We start from the raw sequence: 23,292 nt of genomic DNA, 5'->3' as shown, positions 1-23,292 counted from the left end.
GGCGGAGTCTGTAACCCCGCTGACAACGATGTCAACGAGTTCGTGACACTTTCGTTGCTGCATCGCAACGAATGCGACATGCAGTAAACGTTTACATGGCGTGAGTGCGGGTTTCACGTTGGAACCATTGCCGCACATGGGCCAAGGCCTCCGGCGCATTCAGCACGATGCGTTGCGATCGGGTTGCGCAGTGCAGCACGAGGTTCACGGGGCTGCGCGTGGAAGTTGACAAACCGCGGCTGTCCATCGAAAGAATGTGACAACGTTGTTCCCAGCCACTCTCCGACGCCGCGTTCTGCGGCCGTCGCCGCAGGAGCCCTCCTGATGTCCGCCGTCCCCGCTGCAAGCGCGCGCCCGAACGTGGCCACCTCCATCGCCATCGTTGGCGTGCTGTTCTTCCTGATCGGCTTCTTCACCTGGCTCAATGGCCCGCTGATCACCTTCGTCAAGTTGGCCTTCGAACTCAGCGAGGTCGGCGCCTTCCTGGTGCTGATGGTGTTCTACCTGTCCTACTTCTTCCTGGCCCTGCCGGCGTCATGGATCCTGCGCCGCACCGGCATGAAGAAGGGCCTGAGCCTGAGCCTGCTGGTGATGGCCGGTGGTGCCGCGTTGTTCGGCGAATTCGCCACCCAGCGCTGGTACCCGGGCGCGCTCGGCGGCCTGTTCGTGATCGGCAGCGGCCTGGCCCTGCTGCAGACCGCGATCAACCCCTATATCTCCATCCTCGGCCCGATCGAGACGGCGGCACGCCGCATCGCGCTGATGGGCATCTGCAACAAGATCGCCGGCATGCTCGCCCCGGTGCTGATCGGTACCGTGGTGCTGCATGGCATCGGTGATCTGTCGGCCACGGTGGCCGCTGCCGATGAGGCGACCAAGACGCAGCTGCTCAACGAATTCGCCGCCAAGATCCATGCGCCGTACCTGGCCATGGCGGGCCTGCTGGTGCTGCTGGCGGTGGCCGTGCTGTTCTCGCCGCTGCCGGAAATCAAGTCGTCCGAAGCCAATGCCACGCCGGTTGCGGCCGGTGCTGCCGAACGGCGCAGCATCTTCCAGTTCCCGCATCTGTGGCTGGGCGTGCTGTGCCTGTTCGTCTACGTCGGCGTGGAGGTGATGGCCGGTGATGCGATCGGTACCTACGGCCATGGTTTCGACCTGCCGCTGGACCAGACCAAGATGTTCACCTCGCTCACCCTTGGCGCGATGCTGGTTGGCTACGTGGTCGGCCTTCTGCTGATCCCCAAGGTGGTCTCGCAGTCGCGCTACCTGACCATTTCGGCGGTGCTGGGCGTGGTGTTCTGCCTCGGCGCATGGGCCACCCACGGCTACGTGTCGGTGGCCTTCGTGGCCCTGCTGGGCTTCGCCAACGCCATGATGTGGCCGGCGATCTTCCCGCTGGCGATCCGCGGCCTGGGTCGCTTCACCGAGACCGGCTCGGCTCTGCTGGTGATGGGTATTGCCGGCGGCGCGATCATTCCGCAGCTGTTCGCCGTGCTCAAGCAGCACATCGACTTCCAGCTGGTGTTCGTGCTGCTGATGGTGCCGTGCTACCTGTACATCCTGTTCTACTCGGTGATCGGCCATCGTGCCGGCCTGCCGCAGGACAAGGCCTGATCGGCGATGATGGACGGCAGCCAACCCCAGGGAAAACCCATGCGCAGAGCGACCATCAAGGACGTTGCGGAGAAGGCCAAGGTCTCGTTGAAGACGGTCTCGCGGGTGATCAACAACGAGCCCTCGGTGATGCAGGCCACCCGTGCGCGGGTGCTGCGAGCCATCGCCGAGCTGGACTACGAGCCCGATCCGTCGGCGCGCAACCTGCGCAGCGGCACCACCTTCGTGATCGGGCTGGTCTACGACAACCCGAACCCGTACCACATCATCGGCGTGCAGAACGGCGTGCTGGCCGCGTGCCGCGAGACCGGTTTCGGCCTCCAGATCCACCCCTGCGATTCCAGCTCGCCGCTGTTGGCCGATGAGCTGGCCGACTGGGTGCAGCGTTCGCGGCTGGCCGGGCTGGTGCTGACCGCGCCGATGTCCGAGCGCCGCGACCTGATCCAAGCGCTGACTGCGCGCGGCATCAAGCTGGTGCGGATCATCGCCGCCACCGAAGACCCGGCCGATGGTGCCTGCGTGTTCGTCGACGACCGCGAGGCTGCCTACGAGATCACCGAGCACCTTATCCAGCTCGGCCACCAGCGCATCGGCTTCCTCTGGGGCGGCATCTCGCACCGCTCCTCGGGCGAGCGTTATGCCGGTTACGAAGCCGCGCTGAAGGACTACGGCATGACCGTGGACAAGCACCTGGTGGTGCAGGGCGATTACACCTTCGACGACGGTTTCCGCGGTGCGCGCCGCCTGCTGGCGCTGCGCGAGCCGCCCACCGCCATCTTCGGTTCCAATGACGAAATCGCCGCTGGCGTGCTGGCCGCCGCCAAGTCGGCCGGCATGAACGTGCCCTACGATCTGTCCATCGCCGGCTTCGAGGACAGCCCGTTCTCGCGCCAGTCGTGGCCGCCGCTGACCACCGCCAAGCAGGCCACCGAAGACATTGCCCGCCATGCCGCGCGCCTGCTGATCGCACAGCTGCGCAGCGACGCCTACGACGACGCGCCGGCACCACTGCACAACCAGGGCTTCGTGCCGCAGCTGGTGGTGCGCGGTTCGACCGCGCCGATGCGCCCGGCCGGCGCACGCCCCCTTCCTTCCGATCCTGCCTGAGCCTGCCATGTCGCTGTCAGACCCCACTTCCACCCTGATGTTCGCCGAGGCCGCTGAAGCGGCTGACGTGGTTGCCCGCCAGTTCTCGCGCAACCACGCCACCATGGAATCCCTGGCCGCCAGCCTGCGTGCTGCGCCACCCCCGTTCGTGGTCACCTGCGCACGCGGCAGCTCCGACCACGCTGCCACCTATGGCAAGTACCTGCTGGAAACCCAGCTGGGCCTGGTGGTCGCATCGGCCTCGCCGTCGGTGGGTTCGGTCTATGCCGCACCCCTGCAGCTGCGCGGCGCACTGTTCATCGTCATCTCGCAGTCGGGCAAGAGCCCCGACCTGCTGCGCAACGCCGAGGCTGCCAAGGCGGCCGGCGCCCGGGTGATCGCGCTGGTCAACGTCGAGGATTCGCCGCTGGCGCAGCTGGCCGATACGGTCATTCCGCTGCATGCCGGTGCCGAAAAGAGCGTGGCGGCGACCAAGAGCTACCTGGCGTCGCTGGCCGCACTGCTGCAGCTGGCTGCGTACTGGAAGCAGGACAGCAGCCTTCGTGCCGCACTGGACCTGCTGCCGGACGCGATGCGCGAGGCCTGGCAGTGTGACTGGAGTGCGGTGACCGAAGGCCTGGTCGAGGCGACCAACCTGTTCGTGCTCGGCCGTGGCCTGGGCCTGGGCGCGGCCCAGGAGGCTGCACTGAAGTTCAAGGAAACCTGCAGCCTGCATGCCGAAGCCTACAGCTCGGCTGAAGTGAAGCATGGCCCGATGGCGCTGGTTGATCGTGGTTTCCCGGTACTGGCCTTTGCCCAGCCCGACGAGACCGGCGCCGGGACCCGTGCTGTCGTCGAAGAATTCACCGCGCGCGGTGCACAGGTGTGGATGGCCGGTGCCGGTGGCAACCTGCCGGTGGCGGCCGCACCGCATCCGCTGTGCGCACCGCTGCTGACCGTGCAGAGCTTCTACCGCGCGATCAATGCGCTGGCGCTGCGTCGTGGCTTCAACCCGGATCTGCCGCCGCATCTGAACAAGGTTACGGAGACGGTGTGATGGCCACGGTCCTGCGCAATGCCCGCATCCTGGCGGGCGACGACTTCCGCGACGATCTGGCGGTGGTGATCGAGGACGGTCGCATCAGCGCGCTGCTGCCTGACGCTGCACCGCAGCTGGGCCAGGCGGCTGAGCAGGTGGATCTGGGCGGCGGCTGGCTGCTGCCCGGCTTCATCGATGTGCAGGTCAATGGTGGCGGCGGCGCGCTGTTCAACAACACGCCCGATGTCGCCTCGCTGCGCACCATCGCGCGGGCGCACCGGCGCTTCGGCACCACCGCGATGCTGCCGACGCTGATCAGCGACGATGTGGACGTGATGCGCGAAGCAATCGCTGCGATGCGCGAAGCAATCGCTCAGGGCGTGCCCGGCGTGATCGGCATCCACCTGGAAGGCCCGTACATCGCGCCGGCGCGCAAGGGCACCCACGATGCCAGCAAGTTCCGCGTGCCGGACGAAGAAGAGATCGCACTGGCCGCCTCGCTGGACAACGGCGTGACGCTGCTGACACTGGCACCGGAACGCGTGCCGCTGGAGACCATCCGTGCGCTGGTCGAACGTGGCGTGATCGTTGCTGCTGGCCACACTGCTGGCACGTACGAAGAGATTCGTGCCGGACTGGATGCTGGCGTGCGTGGCTTCACCCATCTGTACAACGCGATGTCGCCGCTGCAGGGCCGTGAGCCCGGTGCGGTGGGCGCTGCGCTGGAAGACCGCGACAGCTGGATCGGCATCATTGTCGATGGCGTGCATGTGCATCCGGCCAGCCTGCGCGTGGCGCTGGCAGCCAAGCCGCGCGGCCGTCTGCTGCTGGTGACCGATGCGATGCCGCCGGTCGGCGCCGACGATCCCAGCTACGTGCTGTATGGCGAAACCATTACCGCCATCGACGGCGTGGTGCGCAATGCCGCCGGTTCGCTGGCCGGCTCGGCGTTGGACATGGCCACCGCCGTGCGCAACACCGTGCAGCTGCTCGGCCAGCCGTTGGCCGAAGCCGCGCGCATGGCCTCGACCTATCCGGCACAGTTCCTCAACGTCGATGATCGCCTGGGCCACATCGCCGAGGGCTACCAGGCCGACCTGGTGCTGCTGGATGAGGCCCTGCAGGTGCGTGGCACCTGGATTGCCGGACAGTACGAGGCCGCCTGATGAACGGTACGCCGCCACGCCGGCTGGGCTCGATCGATGCCCTGCGCGGCATCACCGTGGCGGCGATGCTGCTGGTCAACAACCCGGGTGACTGGAGTGCGGTGTTCGCACCGCTGCGCCATTCGGAATGGCATGGCTGCACGCCCACCGATCTGGTGTTCCCGTTCTTCCTGTTCCTGGTGGGCGTGTCGATGGCGTTCAGCGTAGCGCCGCGCGCGCTGGACGCGTCAGCGCGACCTGCACTGGCGCGCGGCGTGCTGGAGCGCGCACTGCGCATCCTGCTGGCCGGTGCGCTGCTGCACCTGCTGATCTGGTGGGCGTTGGATACCCATCACTTCCGCATCTGGGGCGTGCTGCAACGGATCGCGGTGTGTGCGGCGTTGGTGGGCGTGCTGGCGGTCTACGCGCGGCCACGCGTGCAGGTGAGCGCTCTGATCGCGCTGCTGGTGGGGTACACCGTGCTGCTGCTGGGCATCGGTGATCTGGCGCCGTGGACCAACCCGGCCAGCCGCCTGGATACCACGCTGTTCGCCCCGTGGATCTACCAATGGCACGCCGATACCGGGCTGGGCCACGACCCGGAAGGGTTGCTGAGCACGCTGGGTGCGCTGGCCAGTACCGTGCTCGGTCTGTTGGCCGGAGGCCTGCTGCGCAGCGGACGTGCCGCGGCGCTGGCCGGGCTGGGTGCGGTGACTGCCGCGCTGGGCCTGCTGTTGGCGATGGTGCTGCCGTTGAACAAGCAGTTGTGGACGCCCAGTTACGTGCTGTGGACGGGCGGCCTGGCGGCGCTGGCGCTATGGCTGGGACACTGGCTGATCGATCAGAAGGGCTGGCCGGCGCTGGGCCGGCGCTTCGGCGTCAATGCGATCACGGCGTATCTGGGCGCATCGGTGATGTCGGTGGTGCTGATGGCCAGCGGTGCCTGGAGCTGGATCTGGCAACAGCTGGCCACCGCAATGCCGCAGGCGCTCGAGCTGGCATCGATGCTGCAGGCGCTGGTGTTTGTCGCGCTGTGGTGGGGCGTGGCTTGGTGGCTGGACCGGCGGAAGATCTATCTGAAGATCTGACGGCACCTCATCCACGCCATGCGTGGATGCTCTCCGCGCGGCCTTTGACCGCCGCAAAGATGAACAATTTCAGCCACGTGGAGGTGAGGTGATGCCCGGTCAAGTTCGCAACTGAACTGTGATAGCCGCCACGCAATTTCACCTATCGAAACCGTTCACCACACGGCAGACTGCCTGCGCAGTACCGCATATCCGCAGTTCCTGATCCCTTGTCCAGGAGTGCTGTATGTCCCGTGCCGTTCCGCGCGCTTTCCGTCCGCGCCGCCTCACCGTTTCAGTGCTGCAGGCCCTGGCTGTCCCGTCCGTCATACTGCTGAGTGCCAGCGTCGCCTGGGCCGGCTGTAACAGCGCCGCCCCCGTCGCCGGCCAGACGGTCACCTGCGATGCCAATGCGCCGAACCCGCAGACTGTTCCCATCACCGCCAATGGCGCGGCCGGCATCACCATCAATATCGCCAGCACGGCACAACTGCAGCAGAGCGGTGGCAGCAGCGCGATTTCGCTTGTTGGTGCCGGTGGGCACCTGTTGTCCAACCTGGGCACGATCAGTGCGGTGGGCGGAGTGGCGGTCCAGCTCGGTGGCGGCAGCCGTGTCGAAAATGCGGGCAGCATCAGCACCGGCAACAACACCGCCCTGCAGTTCGTCGGTGCGGGCGACAGCGTTCTGGTCAACCGCGGAACGATCAGTGGCCGCACGGGTGTGCAGTTCGGTGCGGGCAACGACCGCCTGGAGATGCAGGCAGGCAGCATCTCCGGTGGCGTCCAGCAGGGCGATGGCAATGATGTGCTGCTGTTGAGCGGTGGCACGATCGACAGCGTCGACCAGGGCAGTGGCGATGACCAGATGACCGTCACCGGCGGCACCGTCACCGGCCTGGTAGCGCAGGGCAGTGGCCGCGATGATTTCGTCATGAGTGGCGGCACGATCGGCGCGCTGCAGCAGGGCGACAACATCGATACCTTCCGCATGAGCGGTGGCCGCATCATCGGCGCGTTCGAGGATGGCGACCAGGCCTGGATGACCGGTGGCCGCATCGGCCGCGTCAACATGAAGCTGGACAAGAACCTGTGGGACCAGTCCGGCGGCACCGTGGATGGCAACGTGGTGACCGGCTTCGACACCGACACGATCATCATCTCGGGTACGGCCTACATCGGCGGCAACATCAGCGTCAGCGGTGGCAACGACAGCGTGACCATCACCGACGGCACCGTGCGTGGGCAGGTACTGCTCAGTACCGGCAATGACACCTTCAACTGGAAGGGTAGTGGCATCGTCTACGGCGCGATCGACATGGGCCCGGACAACGACGTGGCCAGCCTCAGCAACCTCAACCAGGGCAACCTCGGTGCGGTGCCGCTGTTCGACGGTGGCGGTGGCATCGACCAGCTCAACCTGAGCAACGTCAAGACCACGGGCGTGGGCCGCTTCCAGAACTGGGAGGCGGTCAGCCTGGCCAACAGCACCGAGCTGAGCTTCGATGGTGATCTGGTGCTGGGCGACAACGGTAGCGGCACCGGCACGCTCACGGTGGATGACACCAGTACCGTCTACGCGGGCAGTGGGGGGCATGCCATCCGCCCATTCAACAGTGGTGAACTGGTGGAGATGGTCAATGCCGGGCGCATCGACCTGACCGGTACCGGCGCTGGCGACGTGTTCACCGTGCGTGGCAACTACCGCGGAGACGGTGGTGGCCTGTACCTGCGTACCGTGCTGGGCGCGGACAACTCCACCAGCGACCGTCTGGTGATCGACGGCGGTACTGCCACCGGGACCACTGGCATCGGCGTGCTCAATGCCGGCGGCAGCGGCGCTGCCACGCTGGCCGACGGCATCCTGGTGGTGCAGGCCTTGAATGGTGGCCGCACCGCGCCGGGCGCGTTCTCGCTGTTCGCACCGGTCGCGGCCGGTGCCTACGAGTATTTCCTGTTCAAGGGCGGTGTGAGTGCCGGTACCGGCGAGAACTGGTACCTGCGTTCGACGCTGATGACCGGGCCGACGCCAGCACCCAACGGTGGCGGCAGCGCGACACCGCCACCGCTGACGCCTCCAGTGGCCCCACCGCCGCCGATCACCCCGGCACCGCCGCCGCCGCCCGAAGGCGCCACCGATCCGGATCTGACCGCGGGCGAGACCGCGCCGCCACCACCGCCACCGGAGCCCGCGCCGGTGGCGCCACCCAGCGATCCGGCCGTGCCGGACGTGCCCGTGGCCGGCGGTGCACTGCCCGGAACCGGTGCGCCGCCGACGCCGGGTGCACGCCCCGGCGAGGGCGCAGTGGTGCCGCTGTATCGCGTGGAGACTGCCACCTATGCCGTGGTGCCGCCGCTCCTGCGCGAGACCTCGCTGGCCAGCCTCGGCACCTTCCACGAGCGGCAGGGCGAGCAGCGCCTGCTGTACAACCAGGGCGCATTCCGCACCGCCTGGGGCCGCTTGGTGGGTCAGAGCAGCGAGATCCATTGGAAGGGTGATGCGCAGCCGGGCTTCGATGGCGATGTGATGGGCCTGCAGGCTGGTCTCGACGTGTGGGCTGCGGCGTCTGACAACCACCGCAACCAGATCGGCGTATTCGTTGGCCGCACCCGCGCGCAGGGCAAGACCACCGGCCTGGCACTGGGCTGGGAGAACGTACAGGTAGGCCAGAACCGCCTGGACGACAAGCACGTGGGTCTGTACTGGACGTTCACCGACAGCAACGGTGGCTACATCGACGCTGTAGCGATGCAGAGCCGCTATGACGGTCGCGTACGTTCCTCGCGTGGGCTTGGCTTCGGCCTGAGCGGTGATGGCACCAGCGTGTCTGTGGAGGCCGGCAAGCCGCTGCTGCGGTTTGGGCAGTCGGCGTGGTGGTTGGAGCCACAGGTACAGGTGATCTGGCAGCGCACCTCGCTGGACGACCGCCGCGATGAGGTATCGAGCGTGCGCTTCGACAACGACAATGCCTGGACCGGCCGCATCGGCCTGCGCCTGGCCGGCGATTACCAGCTGGCTGACAACGGCTGGCAGCCGTATTTCAAGCTTAATTACTGGCATGGCCGTTCCGGAGAGGATCGCATCCGCTTCGACGACGACACGATCATCAATTCGCAGCGCTCGCGTGCACTCGAAGCCGGCGTGGGTGTGGTCGGGCGCTTCAACCGCACCATCAGTGCGTACGCGGTGGCCGACTACACCCGCGAGCTGGGCGGTGACCGCAACGAGAAGCGCCGCATCATCGAAGGCAACATCGGCCTGCGCGCGGACTGGTAGTGCCGGGCCATGCCCGGCGGCATGACCCGCTCTGGTGGCTGTCGACCTTGGTCGACACGAACCCTGCCGCCGTCATGACTCTGTAGAGCCGAGCCATGCTCGGCTCTGGTAGGTGTCGACCTTGGTCGACACGAATCCATCGGTGCCATTACCCCGCGCATGCACCCGGCGCCACCAGCGCGCTGGCATGATCGGCCAACACCACCACCGCGTGCAGCAGGCCTTCCTCCACCTGCGGCGGACACTGCGCCTGCGCGTCGTCCGTCTCGCGCGCCGACTGTGCAGCCAGCAGTACCCCACCGCACGCAGACAATGCTGCCAAGCAGCGCGTCGCCTCCGCCAGTTCCCGGCCACGCACATCGCTGAGCTGCCGTTCGCGCCAGACCTGACCATCGGCGGCGTGGCTTTGCGCGATGCCGTGCAACCGGGCGAAGAAGGCCGGCGGCGGAGCGTGTTCATGGGCTTCTGTGAGCGCATCTTCCAACGCTTCGGCTGCGGCATTGGAGAGCTGCAGGCCGGGCATTGCGGCACCGAGCAGTACATGCAGACGTGGATAGGTGGGATAGAGCGTGGTCATGGCAGCAACCTCACAAGGCTGGGCCACCTGCAGGGATGCAAGGTGGCGGGCGGTGCGGGTTGGCGTGCCGGTGAAGCTACCCAAAGGAAACGAAGCCGGCGGATCCGAAGGATCCCCACACACCGCCCGCCGTAGAACGACGGACGGTGCATTATTCGAGCCCGCGACATGGTCGCAAGCCCGACTTCAGGTAGCTTCATTCAGGACGCCAATCCCGGCCAGCGCAGGAGGCGCCGACGGAGGCAACCTTCTCGCGTTCTACGTGGCGATGACATGGGCAAAGTTGCAATTTGCTGATCGCGTGCAAGCTGTCTTGCTGCAATCCGCGGCGGAGCCAGATGCGACAGTCCGCGCATGGCGGAAGCCATCACCTGCGGGCTATGCTGCGCGCCTGACTCAACGACAAGGAAACGTCACATGCAGGTTCGCAAGGGAGTGCGTCGTACTGCTGCGCTGGTGATCGCGCTGGTGGCTGCCAACGCCATGGCCGATACGCCCAAGGCAATCGAAGTGCCCTCGCCGGAGGCGGAGGCCGAGATCCTCAACCTGCTTGAACGGCAGGCGCTGTATCGCGACCGGGTGGACTGGCCTGCCACCCGCACACGACTGCAATCGGTGCAGGGCGAGCCCGTGAAGCGGCTGGCGTTGCTGCGCGAAGCCATTGCGGTCAGCACGGGCAATCATGGCGTATGGACGACGACCCAGCGCCAGAGCGAATCCCTTGCGCGCGCGCAGCAGGTCGGCGCCGCCGCCGTGGAAAGGGCCAAGGCCGCCGATGCGGTGGATGCGCGCATCGGCTGGTTGGTCATCGAGGGATATGCCTCCACGCCCGGCGCGACGCCACAGGAAGCGTTCCGTCAGAACATCCAGCGCGCCGCGCGGTGGCAGCAGGTCATCCGCAGCAAGGACGACGGCATGCGCTGTGGCTGGATCGTCGACCTGCGTGACAACAGCGGTGGCAACATGTGGCCGATGCTGCTGGGCATGGCACCGCTGCTGCGCACCTCGGTGGTGAACAACGAAGATGTGGGGTCGTTCGAAACCGCACAGGGGCCGGAGCGCTGGACGTTGACCGCGACCGCCGTGCAGCGTGCAGGCAAGCCGGTGCTGGACTTCGGCCAGTCCGGGTATGTGCAGCGGCAGCCCGGCGCGCCGGTGGCAGTGCTGTTCGGACCGCGCACCGGCAGTTCGGGCGAGGCCTCGGCGCTGGCGTGGCGTGGTCGTCCGCAGACGCGGAGTTTCGGTCAGCCCACTGCGGGTGTCTCCACTGGCAATGTCGTGCACACGCTTGCCGATGGCAGCCGCCTGCTGCTGACCACCAGCGTGATGCGGGACCGCAATGATCGTGGCGACGGCTTGAAGATCGAGCCCGACCAGCGCGTCGAGGGTGACGCCGCCACCGTGGCCGCCGCCCAAGCCTGGCTGCTGGCCCAGCCCGCCTGCCAGGGCACCCGGTCATGATCCTGATCGGCCAACAGGAACGGGTGCTGATCGTCGGCCCCACCGAAGCCCACCACTGCCTGCGCTGCCAGACGGAAACCGAATTCGCCCCGCAGCTGCGCTACAAGATGGCGCGCATCGACCTGCTGTTCGGGTTCACCTATCAGCGCCGTTATGAGCTGGCCTGCACCCGGTGCGGGCACGGCTGGGTGCTGGATACCGACACCGTGGACCAGCAGCTGGGTGGGGTGCCGATCCCGTGGCGGCACCGCTTCGGCCTACCACTGATGCTGGTGGTGGTGGCCGGTCTGGCGGCGTTGGGCTGGCTGTGGCGGCACGGATTCCTCGGTTGAGGACAGGGCCTGTTAAAGTCTGTCCTGCAATCACGTACCGGAACCGACCATGGACCACGACACCCCGTTCGAACCCCTCAACGACCTCGAGGAGCGCCTGCTGCAGGCCCAGGATGGCACGCTGACCGCAGCGCAGTTCCTCGATGGCCTGCTGACCTCGACGGCGTTCGTGCTGCTGGACAAGGCCATTGGCGAAGATGGCGCCTGGGACGAGAGCATCTCGCCGCTGGTGCTGACCAGCGAGAGCGGCGAGCCGATGTTCGCGGTGTTCACCGCGCCCGAGCGCGCCGGCCTGTGGCACGAGCAGCTGCCGCAGTTCGCCCACGCCATGCCGATCGCGGTGCACGCGCTGCTGGCCGGTATCGGCGACGGCGTCGGCCTGGTGCTGAACCCGGGCCTGGACGTGGGCATGGAGATGATTCCCGATGCCGTGGCCCAGCTGAAGCAGCGTGCGGCGGCGATCACCCGTGGGATGGCGCACTGATCCCGCGATTGTCTGGTTGCCGGCCAGCGGCCGGCACTACCCGTGGTGCCGGACGGCGGCGATGGCTTGCAAGTGCATCCTGTTCAATGGAGAGGAGCATCGTGGGCAAGCGTTCTAACCGATCGCTGTGGGTCTATGAGATCGGCCTTGTTGCGGGTTTGGCACTGGTAGCTGCGTTCATCACCCGGTTCAATTCGGTGGAGACACTCCGGCTGGGTGGATGGCTGTTCCTCTTGATGCAACCCATCTTGTTGGGTGCTCATGCTGTCGACCACTTCTCGCGTAAGCGTCGTCGATAGACGGGCGATCGGTGCCGGCCAGCAGCCGGCATCACCAGGTGCTTCAGCGGGCGGCGGCGATGGCTTTCACCCGCGCTTTGGCCAGCGCTTCGCCGATGGCCGGCCCCTTCAGGTGTGTCGTATCCAGATCCCGTGCCTGCACTGACAGCGCCGCCTGGTGCAGGCGCTTGAGCGTTTCGCCCTGCGGGTAGTCGGCGTCCTCGAAGCCGAGCCGGCCGCGCTTGTCGGCCTCGCAGCACAGTGCGATGCGGGCCACGCGCTCCGGCCGGCGCAGCGCATCACAGCGGCCCAGCAGTTCCAGCACGGTGGCATCGCGAAGTTCGTCGATGCGGTGCACGTTCAAGTGCTCGCGGCAAACTGCCTCGGCCAGCTGCTGGTGCTCGGTGGGAATCTTCAACCGCGCACACAGTGCCTTCAACGGCTTGATGCCGCGCTGCTCGTGCATGATGTGGCGCGGCCACTCCTCCGGCGGGGTCAGGCCCTTGCCGAGATCGTGGGTGAGGGCAGCGAAGCCGACCAGGTCATCGCCGGGGGCGAGCTTCGCGGCCATGTCGCTGACCATTTCCTGGTGGATGCCGGTGTCGACTTCCGGGTGGAATTCGGCACGCTGCGGTACGCCGTACAGTGCTTCCAGTTCGGGCAGGATCGGGCCCAGTGCCTGCGCATCGTGCAGCGTGCGCAGGAAGGCGGAGGGCCGTTCACTTACCAGCGCCTTGCGCAGTTCCTGCCAGACGCGTTCCGGCACCAGCGCGTCCAGTTCACCACTGGCGGCGACCTCGCGCATCAGTGCCAGGGTCTCTTCGGCGACGCTGAAGCCCAGTGGTGCAAAACGGGCCATGAAGCGCGCCGCGCGCAGCACGCGCAGCGGATCCTCGACGAAGGCCGGCCCGACATGGCGCAGCACGCGCTGTTCCAGGTCGCGGACACCGCCATAGGGATCGACCAGCGTGCCGGTGTCTTCGTCGCAGGCAATCGCGTTGATGGTGAAGTCACGGCGCTGCAGGTCCTCTTCCAGCGTCACCGCCGGATCGGCATCGACCACGAAGCCGCGGTAGCCACGGCCGGATTTGCGCTCGGTGCGCGCCAGCGCGTATTCCTCACCCGTCTTCGGATGCAGGAACACCGGGAAATCGCGGCCGACGGCGGTGTAGCCCTGCGCTTCCATCTGCGCGGGCGTCGCGCCAACCACCACCCAGTCGCGGTCGCCGGCAGGGCGCTGCAGCAGGCGGTCGCGTACGGCGCCGCCGACAAGATAGATCTTCATGGGGGGATGATCGCATGGCCGGCGCAGATGTTCCGGCACGACCGATGCAGAGGCCTCACGGCAGGCCGCGCCACTCCGGCACGAACAGGCCGGCCAGGAACCACAGGCCGTAGACGATCCACAGGCAGAGGACGTACAGCTTGATCTGCGCTTCGTCCCACAGGCTGCCCCAGCTGTCGACGAAGGCCAGCGACTTCCAGCCTTCCATCCAGGCCGCGCCACCCCAGCGCAGCACCCAGGTGGCGAACAGGCTCCAGGCGGCGAATATCCCGATCCAGGCCAGCAGGCTCATTGCGTTCCCCTCCCCGGGGCGATCGTGTAGAGCCGAGCCCATGCTCGGCTCATCATGTGGCAACGCGACCGGAACGAACCGCAGCCGAGCATGGGCTCGGCTCTACAGATGCAGTGCGATCAATCGCCGCCCTGGTCGGCGTTGGCCGCGCAGCTGAAGCTCTTGCGCTTGTCCACCAGGCGGCCCATCAGGCGGTCGCTCAGCGGCAGCGCATCACCATTGAGGCGCCAGTCGTAGATCACGCTGAAGGCCAGCACGCGGGCCACGTACTCGCGGGTTTCCTTGTAGCTGATGGTCTCGATCCACAGGTCCGGATCAAAGCCCGGGCGCTGGCCCTGCCATCGTGCGGTCGGGGTCGGGCCGGCGTTGTAGGCGGCGATGGTCACGTACGGCAGGCCGTCGTACTTGTTCATCAGCTGGCGCAGGTAGGCGGTGCCGATGGCAATGTTGGTGTCCGGGTCGTAGAGGCTGTCGGCACCGCCGTAGCCGGTCAGGCCGATCGACTTGGCCACGCCGGCACCGGTGGCCGGCAGCACCTGCATCAGGCCCATGGCGTTGGCAGGCGAGCGCGCGCGCGGGGTGAAGGTGCTTTCGGCTCGGATCTCCGCAGCCACCCAGGCCGGGTCGATGGCATTGCGTGCCGACTCGCGGCGGATGGTGGCGTCGTGGTGCAGCGGGAAGCGCAGGTCGTACAGGCGCTGCTCCTGCGGCTGCTTGCCGAGCGCGAACACCGCACGATCGAACCAGCCGTTGTCCTGCGCCACGCGTACCGCCAGGCGGCGCTGGGTGTCATCGAAGCGCGACAGCGCGCTGTTCCATTCGGCCACGGCCCAGCTGGCGCGGTCGATCTGGTACAGCGCCATCGCGCGCTGGATGGCCGGATCGCGCGCGACCACTGCCTGTGCCTGCGCGCTGTCATTCGGCTTCCACGGGCACAGCGTGTAGCCCTGCTGCAGCTTGTCGGCGGCCAGGAAACCGTGGAAGGTGGGGGCACGCGCCGCATCGCGGAACAACGGCTGCGCCTGTTGGGCCTGCCCGGTCTTCTCCAGCATGCGGCCTTCGAAGTAGCGCCAGCGCGGGTCGCTGCGCTGCTTGCTGGCCATCTTGCGGATCGCGGTCAGCGCCGCCGGCCAGTCACCGCGCGACATCGCTTCGCGCACGCGCCATTCGTGCAGGCGTTCGTCATACGCCGATTCCGGCACCGCGTTGAGGCGGCGCGCCGAATCGGGCAGGTAGGAAGCCACCGTCCACAGTGCGATCTGGTACAGCACCTGGCCCTGCTGCTCGGCACTCAGGCCCAGCGCCTGGGCATACTGCGGCAGCTGCTGTTCGGTGGCGGCCGGGTCGGCCTTGGCCAGCTTGGCCAGGCCATCGGTGGCGATGCGCCGGCTGCGCTCGTTGCGCGGCCAGTTCAGGGCGCTGGCATTGGGCCTGTCGACAAAGGCGGCGTAGGTGTTCGCCAGCGCCAACTCGGTGGCAGGCAGGCCACGTGCAGCGCTGCGCATCACGGCCGGCTGCTGGGCGTCGGCGGCGGCATCGATGCGTTCCCAGCGCAGGGCGTCGCTCAGGCCACCCTGCGCCTGCAGCACGGCGAAAACGGCATCACAGCTGTCCGGCAGCGACTTGCCGTTCTTGCGCCACAGGTCCTGCGCCTCGCTGATCCACTGCGGATCGACCTTGCCCGTCACCTGGCGCGCGGTCAGCTGCGCACAGCGCAGGCCGGCGTTGTCGGTGGGGACCCAGTTGGCGAGCAGGGTAGGCCAGTCCTGGCGGCGTGCGACCGAGGGCAGCCACACGCTGCGGAACGTGCTGGCCACGGCCTGGCCGTCATAGCGCTTGAGGAAGGCCTGTGCCTGCGCGGTATCGACGGTGTCGATGTTGCGGCGCAGGTTGGCGTACTCCAGCCATCCGTAAGCCGGATGGCGGCTGAGTGCAGCGGCCTGGCCGGGATCGAACTGGCCGCGTTCGGCGGCAGCGATCGCAGCCTTCAGCTGCGCGTTCTGGGCGTCGAGGGACTGGGCGTTGGCGCAGCCGATCAGCAGCGTGGTGGCCAAGGGCAGCAGGGACAGGGCAGTTGAAGTGCGTCGGGTCATGGCGACCAGCATAGCGGGCGATGGCTGAATTCAGTTTCGCATTGCGTGCACGCCGAGCGTCGGCAACGACAGCTGAATGACCCCGCGCAGGCCACTGCCGCAGCGGATGGGAGGCGTCGTAACGTCGGCCTTGGGCGAACGGCCCGGCTGCAGGGAGCGGCACATGGCGTTCAGTAGCGCAGGAAGAAGCGGCCCGCTGGCGGACATCAATGTCACGCCACTGGTGGATGTGATGCTGGTGCTGTTGATCATCTTCATCGTGACCGCGCCGATCGTGGCCCGGCCGATTGCCGTGCAGTTGCCACAGGCCACCGATCGCACGATCGATCGTCCCGAACCGCCACCGCCGATCGAGCTGCGCCTGGACGCTGCCAACCAGCTCAGCTGGAATGGCCAGCCGATGGCGATCGGCGAACTGCAGGCGCGCCTGCAGGCACAGGCGGGCGAACATGCCGGCAACCTGCCGGAGCTGCGCATCGCCACCGATCCGGCGGCCGAGTACGAAGGCATGGCGCGGATATTGGCTGCGGCCGAAGCCACTGGCATGGAGCGCATTGCGTTCGTGCGGTAGGGCGTTGTCTCACTGCTGCTCATGCGGTGATTGCTGCATGAGCGGCGCTTGCTCTGCTGACAGCGTCGCATCCAGGATCCGCAGAAAAGCCATTTCAATCTGCGCTGGAACCGGGGTCGGATGTGCTCGCCACTTTCTGCGCTCAGGGTCATGTTCAACGTCGAAAGCAGTCAACTCGGCTCTCTCGAAATCCACCACAACCGTCAGTCCCTCTCCCGAGGCCAAGGCCGCATCGCTGGGAGAGGGACAGTTGTTGCACTCGATCACGCCGCCTGCTCTCGATTCACCTGCCAGGGAAAGAAGCAGCGTCATCACCATCGTGACGCCCGGCACGGCAGTCACTGCTTTCATATTCGGCCCTCCCGCGAATGGCTGGAGGTGCGAGTCTGCGCTGGGTCGACTGGTGGGGCCTCCTGAATGAAGGAATTTTCAAACTATTCCTGAAACGGTCCGGCAAAGGCCTTTTCTGTGAATGCGGAAGCTACCGGCGCGCGCTGTCGCAGCCTGCATCAAGGCTGCCTGCGGTGAACAGTATCGTCCGGTCATAACCTGCAGCTATCTGACGCAATCGGCCTGCAATTGCGTCAATTCCGCGTGAAAGAGTGTCGATCATCACGCCGCGATTTTTACCACTTGTTTACAAAGGAGACGGCGCCGCCATGCAGGGAGGGAGTGCGGCAGCCCATGTCCCGACATTCCTTTGGAGAGAGAGCGAATGAATCACCTGCACCACCGCCCTTTGGCGGTTGCCGTCGCGCTGTGCGTGATGACTCTGGCACCGTTGGGTGCCGCTGCACAATCCACCACCAACCTGGATGCGGTGGAAGTCACCGGTACCCGCATCAAGCGCGCTGAGGTGGAAGGCCAGGTGCCGATCCAGACCTTGAGCCGCGGCGACATCGAACGCACCGGCCTGACCTCGATCGGCGAAGTGCTGCAGCAGCTCACCGGTTCCGGTTCGGCGCTCAACGCCAAGTTCAACTCGTCCGGCAACTTCGGCTTCCCGCCCGATGGCAGTGGTGTAGGTGCCGGTTCGGCGCAGGTGGACCTGCGCCACCTGGGCGCCAAGCGCGTGCTCGTGCTGGTCGACGGCATCCGCTGGGTCAATGAGTCATCCGCATCCGGCGTCGGCTCGGCCACCGATCTCAATACCATTCCGCTGGCCATCGTCGAGCGCATCGAAGTGCTGGAAGATGGCGCGTCGTCGCTGTACGGTTCCGACGCCATTGCCGGCGTGGTCAACATCATCACCCGCCGTGACTTCGATGGCGGCCAGGTGACCCTGAACTATGGCGAGTACAGCAAGGGCGATGGCACGCAGAAGGGCGTGGACCTGGCCTGGGGCAAGAGCGGCGACCGCTTCAGCCTGTTCCTGGGCGCCAGCTGGACCAAGCAGGATCCGGTGTTTGCCAAGGACCGCGAGCAGTCGCGCTTCCCGATTCCCGGCACCGGGCTGGCGTTCGGCAGCGGTGGCATTCCGCAGGGTCGTTTCATGTTCACCGACCCGAACACCGGCGCGGTGCAGAACATCGTGCCCAATACCGGCGTGAGCAACCCGCGCTACGACGGCAGCGCCGGCTGCGCGCGCACCGATGACTATCACTGCTTCACCAGCGCCGACCGGTTCAATTTCGCCGAGTACAACATGGTGCTGACGCCCTCGGAGCGTAAAGGCCTGTTCGGCCAGTTCCGCTTCGACATCACCGACAACGTGCAGTGGTACGTCAAGGCACTGGGCAACCGTCGTGAGTCGACCAACCAGGCCGGCCCGGAGCCGCTGTTCTTCGGCCCCGATGGTGCCACCGGCAATCCACTGGCCGACAACATCACCGTGTCCGCGCTCAATCCGTACAACCCGTTCGGCTTCGACCTGGTCTCGGGTGACAACCTGAGCCTGATCGGCCGCCGCCCGGTGGAAGGCGGCGCGCGCGTGTTCAAGCAGGAAGTGGACACCACGTATTTCGCCACCGGCTTCGTTGGCAACTTCCAGGCGGCTGACCGCAGCTGGTACTGGGACGTCAACGGCATGTACAGCAAGAACAAGGCCGAACAGACCAACTACGGCAGCTACAACATCTACAACGTCAACATGGCGCTGGGCGATCCGTCGGTCTGTGCGGCGACGCCGGGCTGCGTGCCGCTGAACATCTTCGGCGGTGTCGGTTCGATCACCCCGGACATGCTGAAGTGGATCCAGCCGGTGGTGCGTGACCGCAGCCAGAACGAACTGAGCCTGTTCACCGCCAACCTGTCCAGCGACCTGTTCACGCTGCCGGCCGGCCCGGTGTCGTTCGCTACCGGCTTCGAGTATCGCAAGTACGAGGGTTCGTACCAGCCCGATCCGCTGACGGTGGCCGGCCATTACAACGGCGTGCCTTCGCAGCCGACCTCGGGCTCCTATGACGTCAACGAGGCCTATCTGGAGTTGAGCGTGCCGATCTTCGCCGATTCGACCTTCGGCAAGAAGCTGGACCTGAGCCTGGCCGGCCGCTACTCGGACTACTCCACCTTCGGTGGTGAATTCACGCCCAAGTACGGCCTGCGCTGGCAGGTGACCGATGACTTCGTGCTGCGCACGACCTATGCCGAAGGCTTCCGTGCACCATCGATCGGTGAGCTGTACGGCTCGGCCGCGCGTGCCGACCTGCAGCTGTTCGATCCGTGCTCGGTGGGCCTGGGCGGTACGCCGCCGCGTGGCAGCGCGGCCAACTGTGCTGCGCTGGGCGTACCGGCCGGGTTCCAGCAGGCCAACTCGCAGATCTCGGTGACCACTGGCGGCAACCGCGAGCTGGATCCGGAACGCTCGCGCAGCTTCAGCGCAGGCTTCGTGTGGAGCCCATGGTTTGGCAGCAACAGTTCGTGGTCGGAACGCTTCGATGTGGAAGTGACCTTCTACCGCCATGCCATCGACGGCGCGATCCAGGCAATCAACGCGCAGACCCAGCTGGACCTGTGCGTGGACACGCTGGACCCGATCTACTGCAACGGCATCACCCGTGCCAGCACCGGCGCGGTCAGCAGCTTCAACAACCGCCTGACCAATCTGGGTTCGATCAAGACCGATGGCTGGGATGTGGATCTGTTCTGGACGTTGCCGCAGAGCTCGATCGGTCAGTTCAAGCTGGGCTGGAAGAACACCTTCGTGGGTCGCTACGAAGCCACCGGTGCGGCGGGCCAGAAGCAGCCGCAGAAGCCGGGCGTGGAAGTGGCCGACAGCTCGATTCCGGAATGGACCAGCAATGCCAGCATCGGCTGGACGCTGGATCGCTGGAGCGCCAACTGGACCGTGCGGCATATCTCCGAACTGACCGAAAACTGCGGTGACGCTTCCGTGTTTCCGGTCTGCAGCAACCAGGCTGCGGGCACCAATACGCTGTCGGCCACCACCTTCCATGACATGCAGGTGGGCTACAAGATCGACTGGATGAAGGGGCTGCAGCTGACGGCCGGCCTGAACAACGTGTTCGACAAGGATCCGCCGATCTGCCTGTCGTGCTCGTTGAACGGTTACGACGCTTCGACCTATGACATCCCGCGTGGCCGCTACTGGTACCTGCGCGCGGACCTGCGCTTCTGATGTAACGGTGGCAGTGCCGGTCAGTTCCGGCGCTGCCTTGCTGGTGTAGAGCCGAGCCCACGCTCGGCTCAGAGAATCAGCCGAGCGTGGGCTCGGCTCTACAGGTGCGGGGCGATCGTGCCCCGCGCCTGATCAGAACGCCCAGGTGAACGTCAGCGAGCCATTCCGGCCATCGCCGTACGCACCGTAGCCGGTGATCTGCGAGTAGTACTTCTCGTCCAGCAGGTTGTTGAGGTTGGCCTGCACGCTGAACTCCGGCGAGATGCGGTAGCGCACGAAGGCACTGACCAGCGCATACCCTTCCTGTTCGAAGCGGCCCACCACCGGTGCGGCGTAGTAGATGCGGTTCTGCCAGTTGGCACCGCCGCCGACGGTCAATTCCTGCAGCGATTGCGGGGTGTAGCTGGTGAACAGCTTCAGCGCGGTCTGCGGCAGGTTGGTGTTGATGTCGGCACCGTTGATGTCCTTGGCCACATAGCGCGAAGCACCGAAGGTCGCATTCCAGCCCGGGGCCAGTTCGCCGTTCACTTCGAACTCGAAGCCACGGCTCACGGTGCCGCGCGCAGCGATCGAGGCGAACTCGCCCGGGCGGCCGATGATCGGTTCGCTGGTGACCTGGGCGACGTTGTCCTGCTCGATGCGGAACACCGCCAGCGAGGCGTTCAGACGGTTGTCGAACCAGGCGCCCTTGACGCCCACCTCGTAGCTCTTGCCGTCTACCGGATCGAGATAACGGTCGTTGCGGTCGCGCGCGGTCTGCGGCTGGAAGATTTCGGTGTAGCTGGCGTACGCGGAGTAGGTGTCGTTGATGTCATACACCAGGCCGGCGTACGGGGTGGTCACCTTGTGTTCGCGGTCGTCGTTCTCGCCTTCGCTCTTCCAGTGGGTGTAGCGCGCACCGAGGATCAGCTTCAGCGGATCAGCCAGCGACAGGCGCGCGGCGGCATAGCCGGCTTTCTGGGTGATGGTGCCCTGGCTGGCCAGCGCCAGCGGGTTCCAGTTCGGCTGGGCGATGTTGCCGGTCCAGTCGAGATAGGAGCTGAAGGGGTTCCAGCCGGTGCCGGGGCCGCCCATCTGGAAGTCACCGTAGTTGGCGAACTCGCGCTTGTTGTAGCTCAGGCCGGCCATGAACTGGTGCTCGCGGCCGAACAGCTGGAATGGGCCGTCGATGTAGCCATCGATGCCATCGACCTTGCGCTCGGTGTTGTAGAAGCCGGCCATCGGCGTGACGCCTGTGCCCGTGGCCTTGTCGAACGCGGTGTAGGCCGGATAGAACAGCTTGTCATCGGCCTTGGTGCGGTCGTGGGTGGCGCCGATCCTGAACTTCCAGCCATTGCTGAAGGCGTGCTGCAGGGTGGCGAACGCACGCTTGCTGGTGGTATCCCAGTAGGTCCAGTCCGGCGACGGATTGAACGAGGTCGGATAGTTCGTCGGGCTGCCATCGGCGTACCACATCGGGAAGCCGCCCCAGGTCGCGCCATTGGCGCGCTTCTGCTGGTAGTCGTAGCCCACGCTCAGCTGCGTATCCGGGGTCAGGTCGGCGTCGATGACGGCGTAGCCCAGCGTCTTGCGCTGGTTGTAGCGGTCCATCTGGCCATCGGTGTCCAGGTAGCTGCCGATCACCCGGCCGCGCACCGTGCCACTGGCGTTGAGCGCGCTGCCCACGTCCACGGTGGTGCGGGTGCGGCCCCAGCTGCCGACGTTCACCGAGACGCTGCCGGTCAGTTCGGCGCTGTCGGCATGCTTGCGGATCAGGTTCACCGACGCCGACGGATTGCCGGCACCGCTGAGCAGGCCGGTGGCACCGCGCACCACTTCAACGCGGTCATACAGCGCCAGGTCCAGGCCGGAATCGCCGTAGCTCCAGTTCTGCACCATCTGCGTCGGCAGGCCGTCGACTGGTAGGCATCGATGTAGAAGCCGCGCGCGTAGAACTCGGTGCGCTCGCTGTCGGACTGGGTGCTGGTGACGCCGGTGGTGTTGGCCAGCACGTCGATGATGTCGTCCAGCTTCTGATCTTCGATGCGCTGGTGGCTGATGATGCTGACCGACTGCGGGATCTCGCGCGGCGCCAGATCGAAGCGGGTACCGGCCGAGGTGCGGCGCACCGAGTAGCCTTCGGCGCGTTCGCCCTTGACGACGACCTTGTCCAGCGTGGTCGGGTCGGCGGCGGTGTCGGCGAAGGCGGCCGGGGCCACGGCGCAGAGAACGGCGAGCACGGCAACGGACAGCCGCTGCGGCGGCGGGGTACGGAAGGCGGAACGGTTCATGGGGGTCCTGGGCGAGCACGCGCGATCGGCCGGCATCCAGGAGGCGAGGCGCTACGGGTAGGGAGAGGACGGGCAGGCCGTCCTGGCACCACCGGAAACGAAAGAAATGGTAATACGAACTATTCCTATTTACAAATCATGAACGGATCAGTGCGCGGGTACGCAATGGCGGTCAGCGCAGCAGTGGCAGCGGGTCGCGGGTGCCGTCGGTGCCGTAGATGCCCCAGTGCAGGTGCGGCGGCGTGCCCTTGGCGTTGCCGCTGTCGCCCACATGGCCGAGCAGGTCGCCGGCCTGGACCACCTGGCCACGCGCCAGGCCATCGGCCCAGCTTTCCAGGTGCGCGTAGTAGTAGCGCTCGCGTCCGGGCCCGATCACCCACACTTGGCGCCCGCCGAGCCCACGTTCGCTGACATCCGCGACGACACCGGCCGTGGCGCTGCGCACTGGCGTGCCGCGCCTGGCGAAGATGTCGATGCCGGCGTGGGAGCGGTCACGGCCTCGCGGCGCACCGAAGGTATCGGCAATCTGGCGTGGCCGCACGCCGTCCACCGGTACCGGCAGCTCGGCGGCTGGCGGCATCCGTGAGAGTGCCCACAGCATCTTCGGTGCGGCGGCCCAGGGACTGTTCCACAACGCCATCATCGCAAGGACGGCAATGGCCAGCCACAGGCCGCGCAGCAGCCAGCGGCGCAGGCGGTGGGCGGGGGAGGGCGATGTGCTCATGGTTTCGGAGTGTAGAGTCGAGATCCTATGTTCGTGGTCAAGCCTGCTGGAAGCAGGCTTGACCGACCTTCAGCATGGCCGGATCGAAGTCTCGGCCGCTTTTGAACACGCCCCAGGCGATCT

Annotated in this window: 17 protein-coding genes and 1 pseudogene; 11 read left to right on the top strand and 7 right to left on the bottom strand. The window is 66.5% G+C overall.

The features are described 5' to 3' along the window. The first annotated feature begins 324 nt into the window (after positions 1 to 324). The 6 genes from N5D20_RS21825 (at position 325) to N5D20_RS21800 (ending at position 9,225) form a co-directional block, all read left to right on the top strand. Positions 325 to 1,614, top strand: coding sequence for a sugar MFS transporter (locus N5D20_RS21825; RefSeq protein ID WP_197579615.1), 1,290 nt, complete (start codon positions 325 to 327; stop codon positions 1,612 to 1,614). A 39-nt stretch (positions 1,615 to 1,653) separates the two neighbouring features. Next, positions 1,654 to 2,721, top strand: coding sequence for a LacI family DNA-binding transcriptional regulator (locus N5D20_RS21820; RefSeq protein WP_006391719.1), 1,068 nt, complete (start codon positions 1,654 to 1,656; stop codon positions 2,719 to 2,721). A 7-nt stretch (positions 2,722 to 2,728) separates the two neighbouring features. Further along, complete coding sequence (locus N5D20_RS21815) at positions 2,729 to 3,757, top strand: SIS domain-containing protein (RefSeq protein ID WP_049434249.1); 1,029 nt, start codon at positions 2,729 to 2,731, stop codon at positions 3,755 to 3,757. Beyond that, positions 3,757 to 4,905, top strand: a complete 1,149-nt coding sequence (gene nagA / locus N5D20_RS21810) for an N-acetylglucosamine-6-phosphate deacetylase (protein ID WP_171954651.1) — start codon at positions 3,757 to 3,759, stop codon at positions 4,903 to 4,905. The genes N5D20_RS21815 and nagA overlap by 1 nt, the downstream gene beginning before the upstream one ends. After that, positions 4,905 to 5,972 (top strand): heparan-alpha-glucosaminide N-acetyltransferase domain-containing protein, encoded by a 1,068-nt coding sequence (locus N5D20_RS21805; protein ID WP_197579616.1) that lies wholly within the window; start codon positions 4,905 to 4,907, stop codon positions 5,970 to 5,972. Before nagA ends, N5D20_RS21805 begins: the two co-directional genes overlap by 1 nt. Before the next feature lie 226 nt (positions 5,973 to 6,198). Continuing rightward, positions 6,199 to 9,225: an autotransporter outer membrane beta-barrel domain-containing protein gene (locus N5D20_RS21800; protein ID WP_197579617.1), complete on the top strand. Its 3,027-nt coding sequence runs from the start codon at positions 6,199 to 6,201 to the stop codon at positions 9,223 to 9,225. A 148-nt stretch (positions 9,226 to 9,373) separates the two neighbouring features. On the opposite strand, the gene N5D20_RS21795 is transcribed toward N5D20_RS21800, so the two are convergent. Further along, entirely contained in the window at positions 9,374 to 9,802 is a 429-nt protein-coding gene (locus N5D20_RS21795) for a hypothetical protein (protein ID WP_019338418.1), read from the bottom strand. A gap of 417 nt (positions 9,803 to 10,219) precedes the next feature. On the opposite strand from N5D20_RS21795, the gene N5D20_RS21790 reads away from it, so the two are divergent. From N5D20_RS21790 to N5D20_RS21780, 3 genes are read left to right on the top strand one after another with little or no spacing between them, the layout of a single operon-like run. Continuing rightward, entirely contained in the window at positions 10,220 to 11,263 is a 1,044-nt protein-coding gene (locus N5D20_RS21790) for a S41 family peptidase (protein ID WP_197579618.1), read from the top strand. Continuing rightward, positions 11,260 to 11,595 (top strand): hypothetical protein, encoded by a 336-nt coding sequence (locus N5D20_RS21785; protein ID WP_053443515.1) that lies wholly within the window; start codon positions 11,260 to 11,262, stop codon positions 11,593 to 11,595. Before N5D20_RS21790 ends, N5D20_RS21785 begins: the two co-directional genes overlap by 4 nt. Before the next feature lie 49 nt (positions 11,596 to 11,644). Continuing rightward, on the top strand, positions 11,645 to 12,079 hold the full coding sequence (locus N5D20_RS21780; protein WP_049434238.1) for an SseB family protein: 435 nt from the start codon (positions 11,645 to 11,647) through the stop codon (positions 12,077 to 12,079). 342 nt (positions 12,080 to 12,421) lie between these two features. Here the strand turns inward: N5D20_RS21780 and N5D20_RS21775 are convergent, their stop codons facing one another. From N5D20_RS21775 to N5D20_RS21765, 3 genes are all read right to left on the bottom strand, one after another. Next, complete coding sequence (locus N5D20_RS21775; RefSeq protein WP_197579619.1) at positions 12,422 to 13,642, bottom strand: multifunctional CCA addition/repair protein; 1,221 nt, start codon at positions 13,640 to 13,642, stop codon at positions 12,422 to 12,424. A 55-nt stretch (positions 13,643 to 13,697) separates the two neighbouring features. Next, a complete protein-coding gene (locus tag N5D20_RS21770; protein WP_019338423.1) occupies positions 13,698 to 13,934 on the bottom strand; it encodes a hypothetical protein in 237 nt (78 codons plus the stop codon). Between the two features lie 119 nt (positions 13,935 to 14,053). Then, on the bottom strand, positions 14,054 to 16,039 hold the full coding sequence (locus N5D20_RS21765; RefSeq protein ID WP_197579620.1) for a transglycosylase SLT domain-containing protein: 1,986 nt from the start codon (positions 16,037 to 16,039) through the stop codon (positions 14,054 to 14,056). Between the two features lie 151 nt (positions 16,040 to 16,190). Here N5D20_RS21765 and N5D20_RS21760 point away from each other — a divergent pair, with 151 nt between their 5' ends. Continuing rightward, positions 16,191 to 16,598 carry a biopolymer transporter ExbD gene (locus tag N5D20_RS21760; protein ID WP_197579621.1) on the top strand — a complete coding sequence of 136 codons (408 nt, stop codon included), beginning with the start codon at positions 16,191 to 16,193 and terminating at the stop codon, positions 16,596 to 16,598. 9 nt (positions 16,599 to 16,607) lie between these two features. Here the strand turns inward: N5D20_RS21760 and N5D20_RS21755 are convergent, their stop codons facing one another. After that, a complete protein-coding gene (locus N5D20_RS21755) occupies positions 16,608 to 16,949 on the bottom strand; it encodes a hypothetical protein (protein ID WP_197579622.1) in 342 nt (113 codons plus the stop codon). 364 nt (positions 16,950 to 17,313) lie between these two features. Here N5D20_RS21755 and N5D20_RS21750 point away from each other — a divergent pair, with 364 nt between their 5' ends. After that, a complete protein-coding gene (locus N5D20_RS21750) occupies positions 17,314 to 20,175 on the top strand; it encodes a TonB-dependent receptor (protein WP_197579623.1) in 2,862 nt (953 codons plus the stop codon). A 132-nt stretch (positions 20,176 to 20,307) separates the two neighbouring features. On the opposite strand, the pseudogene fhuE reads toward N5D20_RS21750, so the two are convergent. Beyond that, positions 20,308 to 22,445: pseudogene (fhuE, locus tag N5D20_RS21745) on the bottom strand (ferric-rhodotorulic acid/ferric-coprogen receptor FhuE). A gap of 172 nt (positions 22,446 to 22,617) precedes the next feature. Beyond that, positions 22,618 to 23,169, bottom strand: coding sequence for a M23 family metallopeptidase (locus tag N5D20_RS21740; RefSeq protein WP_217014219.1), 552 nt, complete (start codon positions 23,167 to 23,169; stop codon positions 22,618 to 22,620). Positions 23,170 to 23,292: the final 123 nt, after the last annotated feature.

This window comes from Stenotrophomonas sp. GD03877 (assembly GCF_029840555.1).
GTDB lineage: Bacteria > Pseudomonadota > Gammaproteobacteria > Xanthomonadales > Xanthomonadaceae > Stenotrophomonas > Stenotrophomonas geniculata.
Note: the sequence above shows the minus strand (reverse complement) of the source record. Positions and strands in the feature narration are given on the sequence as shown.

What these genes read in the sequence shown, in the direction of transcription:
- N5D20_RS21825 (WP_197579615.1), top strand. Translation starts at nt 325, where the DNA reads ATGTCCGCCGTCCCCGCTGCAAGCGCGCGCCCGAACGTGGCCACCTCC.
- N5D20_RS21820 (WP_006391719.1), top strand. Translation starts at nt 1,654, where the DNA reads ATGCGCAGAGCGACCATCAAGGACGTTGCGGAGAAGGCCAAGGTCTCG.
- N5D20_RS21815 (WP_049434249.1), top strand. Translation starts at nt 2,729, where the DNA reads ATGTCGCTGTCAGACCCCACTTCCACCCTGATGTTCGCCGAGGCCGCT.
- nagA (WP_171954651.1), top strand. Translation starts at nt 3,757, where the DNA reads ATGGCCACGGTCCTGCGCAATGCCCGCATCCTGGCGGGCGACGACTTC.
- N5D20_RS21805 (WP_197579616.1), top strand. Translation starts at nt 4,905, where the DNA reads ATGAACGGTACGCCGCCACGCCGGCTGGGCTCGATCGATGCCCTGCGC.
- N5D20_RS21800 (WP_197579617.1), top strand. Translation starts at nt 6,199, where the DNA reads ATGTCCCGTGCCGTTCCGCGCGCTTTCCGTCCGCGCCGCCTCACCGTT.
- N5D20_RS21795 (WP_019338418.1), bottom strand. Translation starts at nt 9,802, where the DNA reads ATGACCACGCTCTATCCCACCTATCCACGTCTGCATGTACTGCTCGGT.
- N5D20_RS21790 (WP_197579618.1), top strand. Translation starts at nt 10,220, where the DNA reads ATGCAGGTTCGCAAGGGAGTGCGTCGTACTGCTGCGCTGGTGATCGCG.
- N5D20_RS21785 (WP_053443515.1), top strand. Translation starts at nt 11,260, where the DNA reads ATGATCCTGATCGGCCAACAGGAACGGGTGCTGATCGTCGGCCCCACC.
- N5D20_RS21780 (WP_049434238.1), top strand. Translation starts at nt 11,645, where the DNA reads ATGGACCACGACACCCCGTTCGAACCCCTCAACGACCTCGAGGAGCGC.
- N5D20_RS21775 (WP_197579619.1), bottom strand. Translation starts at nt 13,642, where the DNA reads ATGAAGATCTATCTTGTCGGCGGCGCCGTACGCGACCGCCTGCTGCAG.
- N5D20_RS21770 (WP_019338423.1), bottom strand. Translation starts at nt 13,934, where the DNA reads ATGAGCCTGCTGGCCTGGATCGGGATATTCGCCGCCTGGAGCCTGTTC.
- N5D20_RS21765 (WP_197579620.1), bottom strand. Translation starts at nt 16,039, where the DNA reads ATGCTGGTCGCCATGACCCGACGCACTTCAACTGCCCTGTCCCTGCTG.
- N5D20_RS21760 (WP_197579621.1), top strand. Translation starts at nt 16,191, where the DNA reads ATGGCGTTCAGTAGCGCAGGAAGAAGCGGCCCGCTGGCGGACATCAAT.
- N5D20_RS21755 (WP_197579622.1), bottom strand. Translation starts at nt 16,949, where the DNA reads ATGAAAGCAGTGACTGCCGTGCCGGGCGTCACGATGGTGATGACGCTG.
- N5D20_RS21750 (WP_197579623.1), top strand. Translation starts at nt 17,314, where the DNA reads ATGAATCACCTGCACCACCGCCCTTTGGCGGTTGCCGTCGCGCTGTGC.
- N5D20_RS21740 (WP_217014219.1), bottom strand. Translation starts at nt 23,169, where the DNA reads ATGAGCACATCGCCCTCCCCCGCCCACCGCCTGCGCCGCTGGCTGCTG.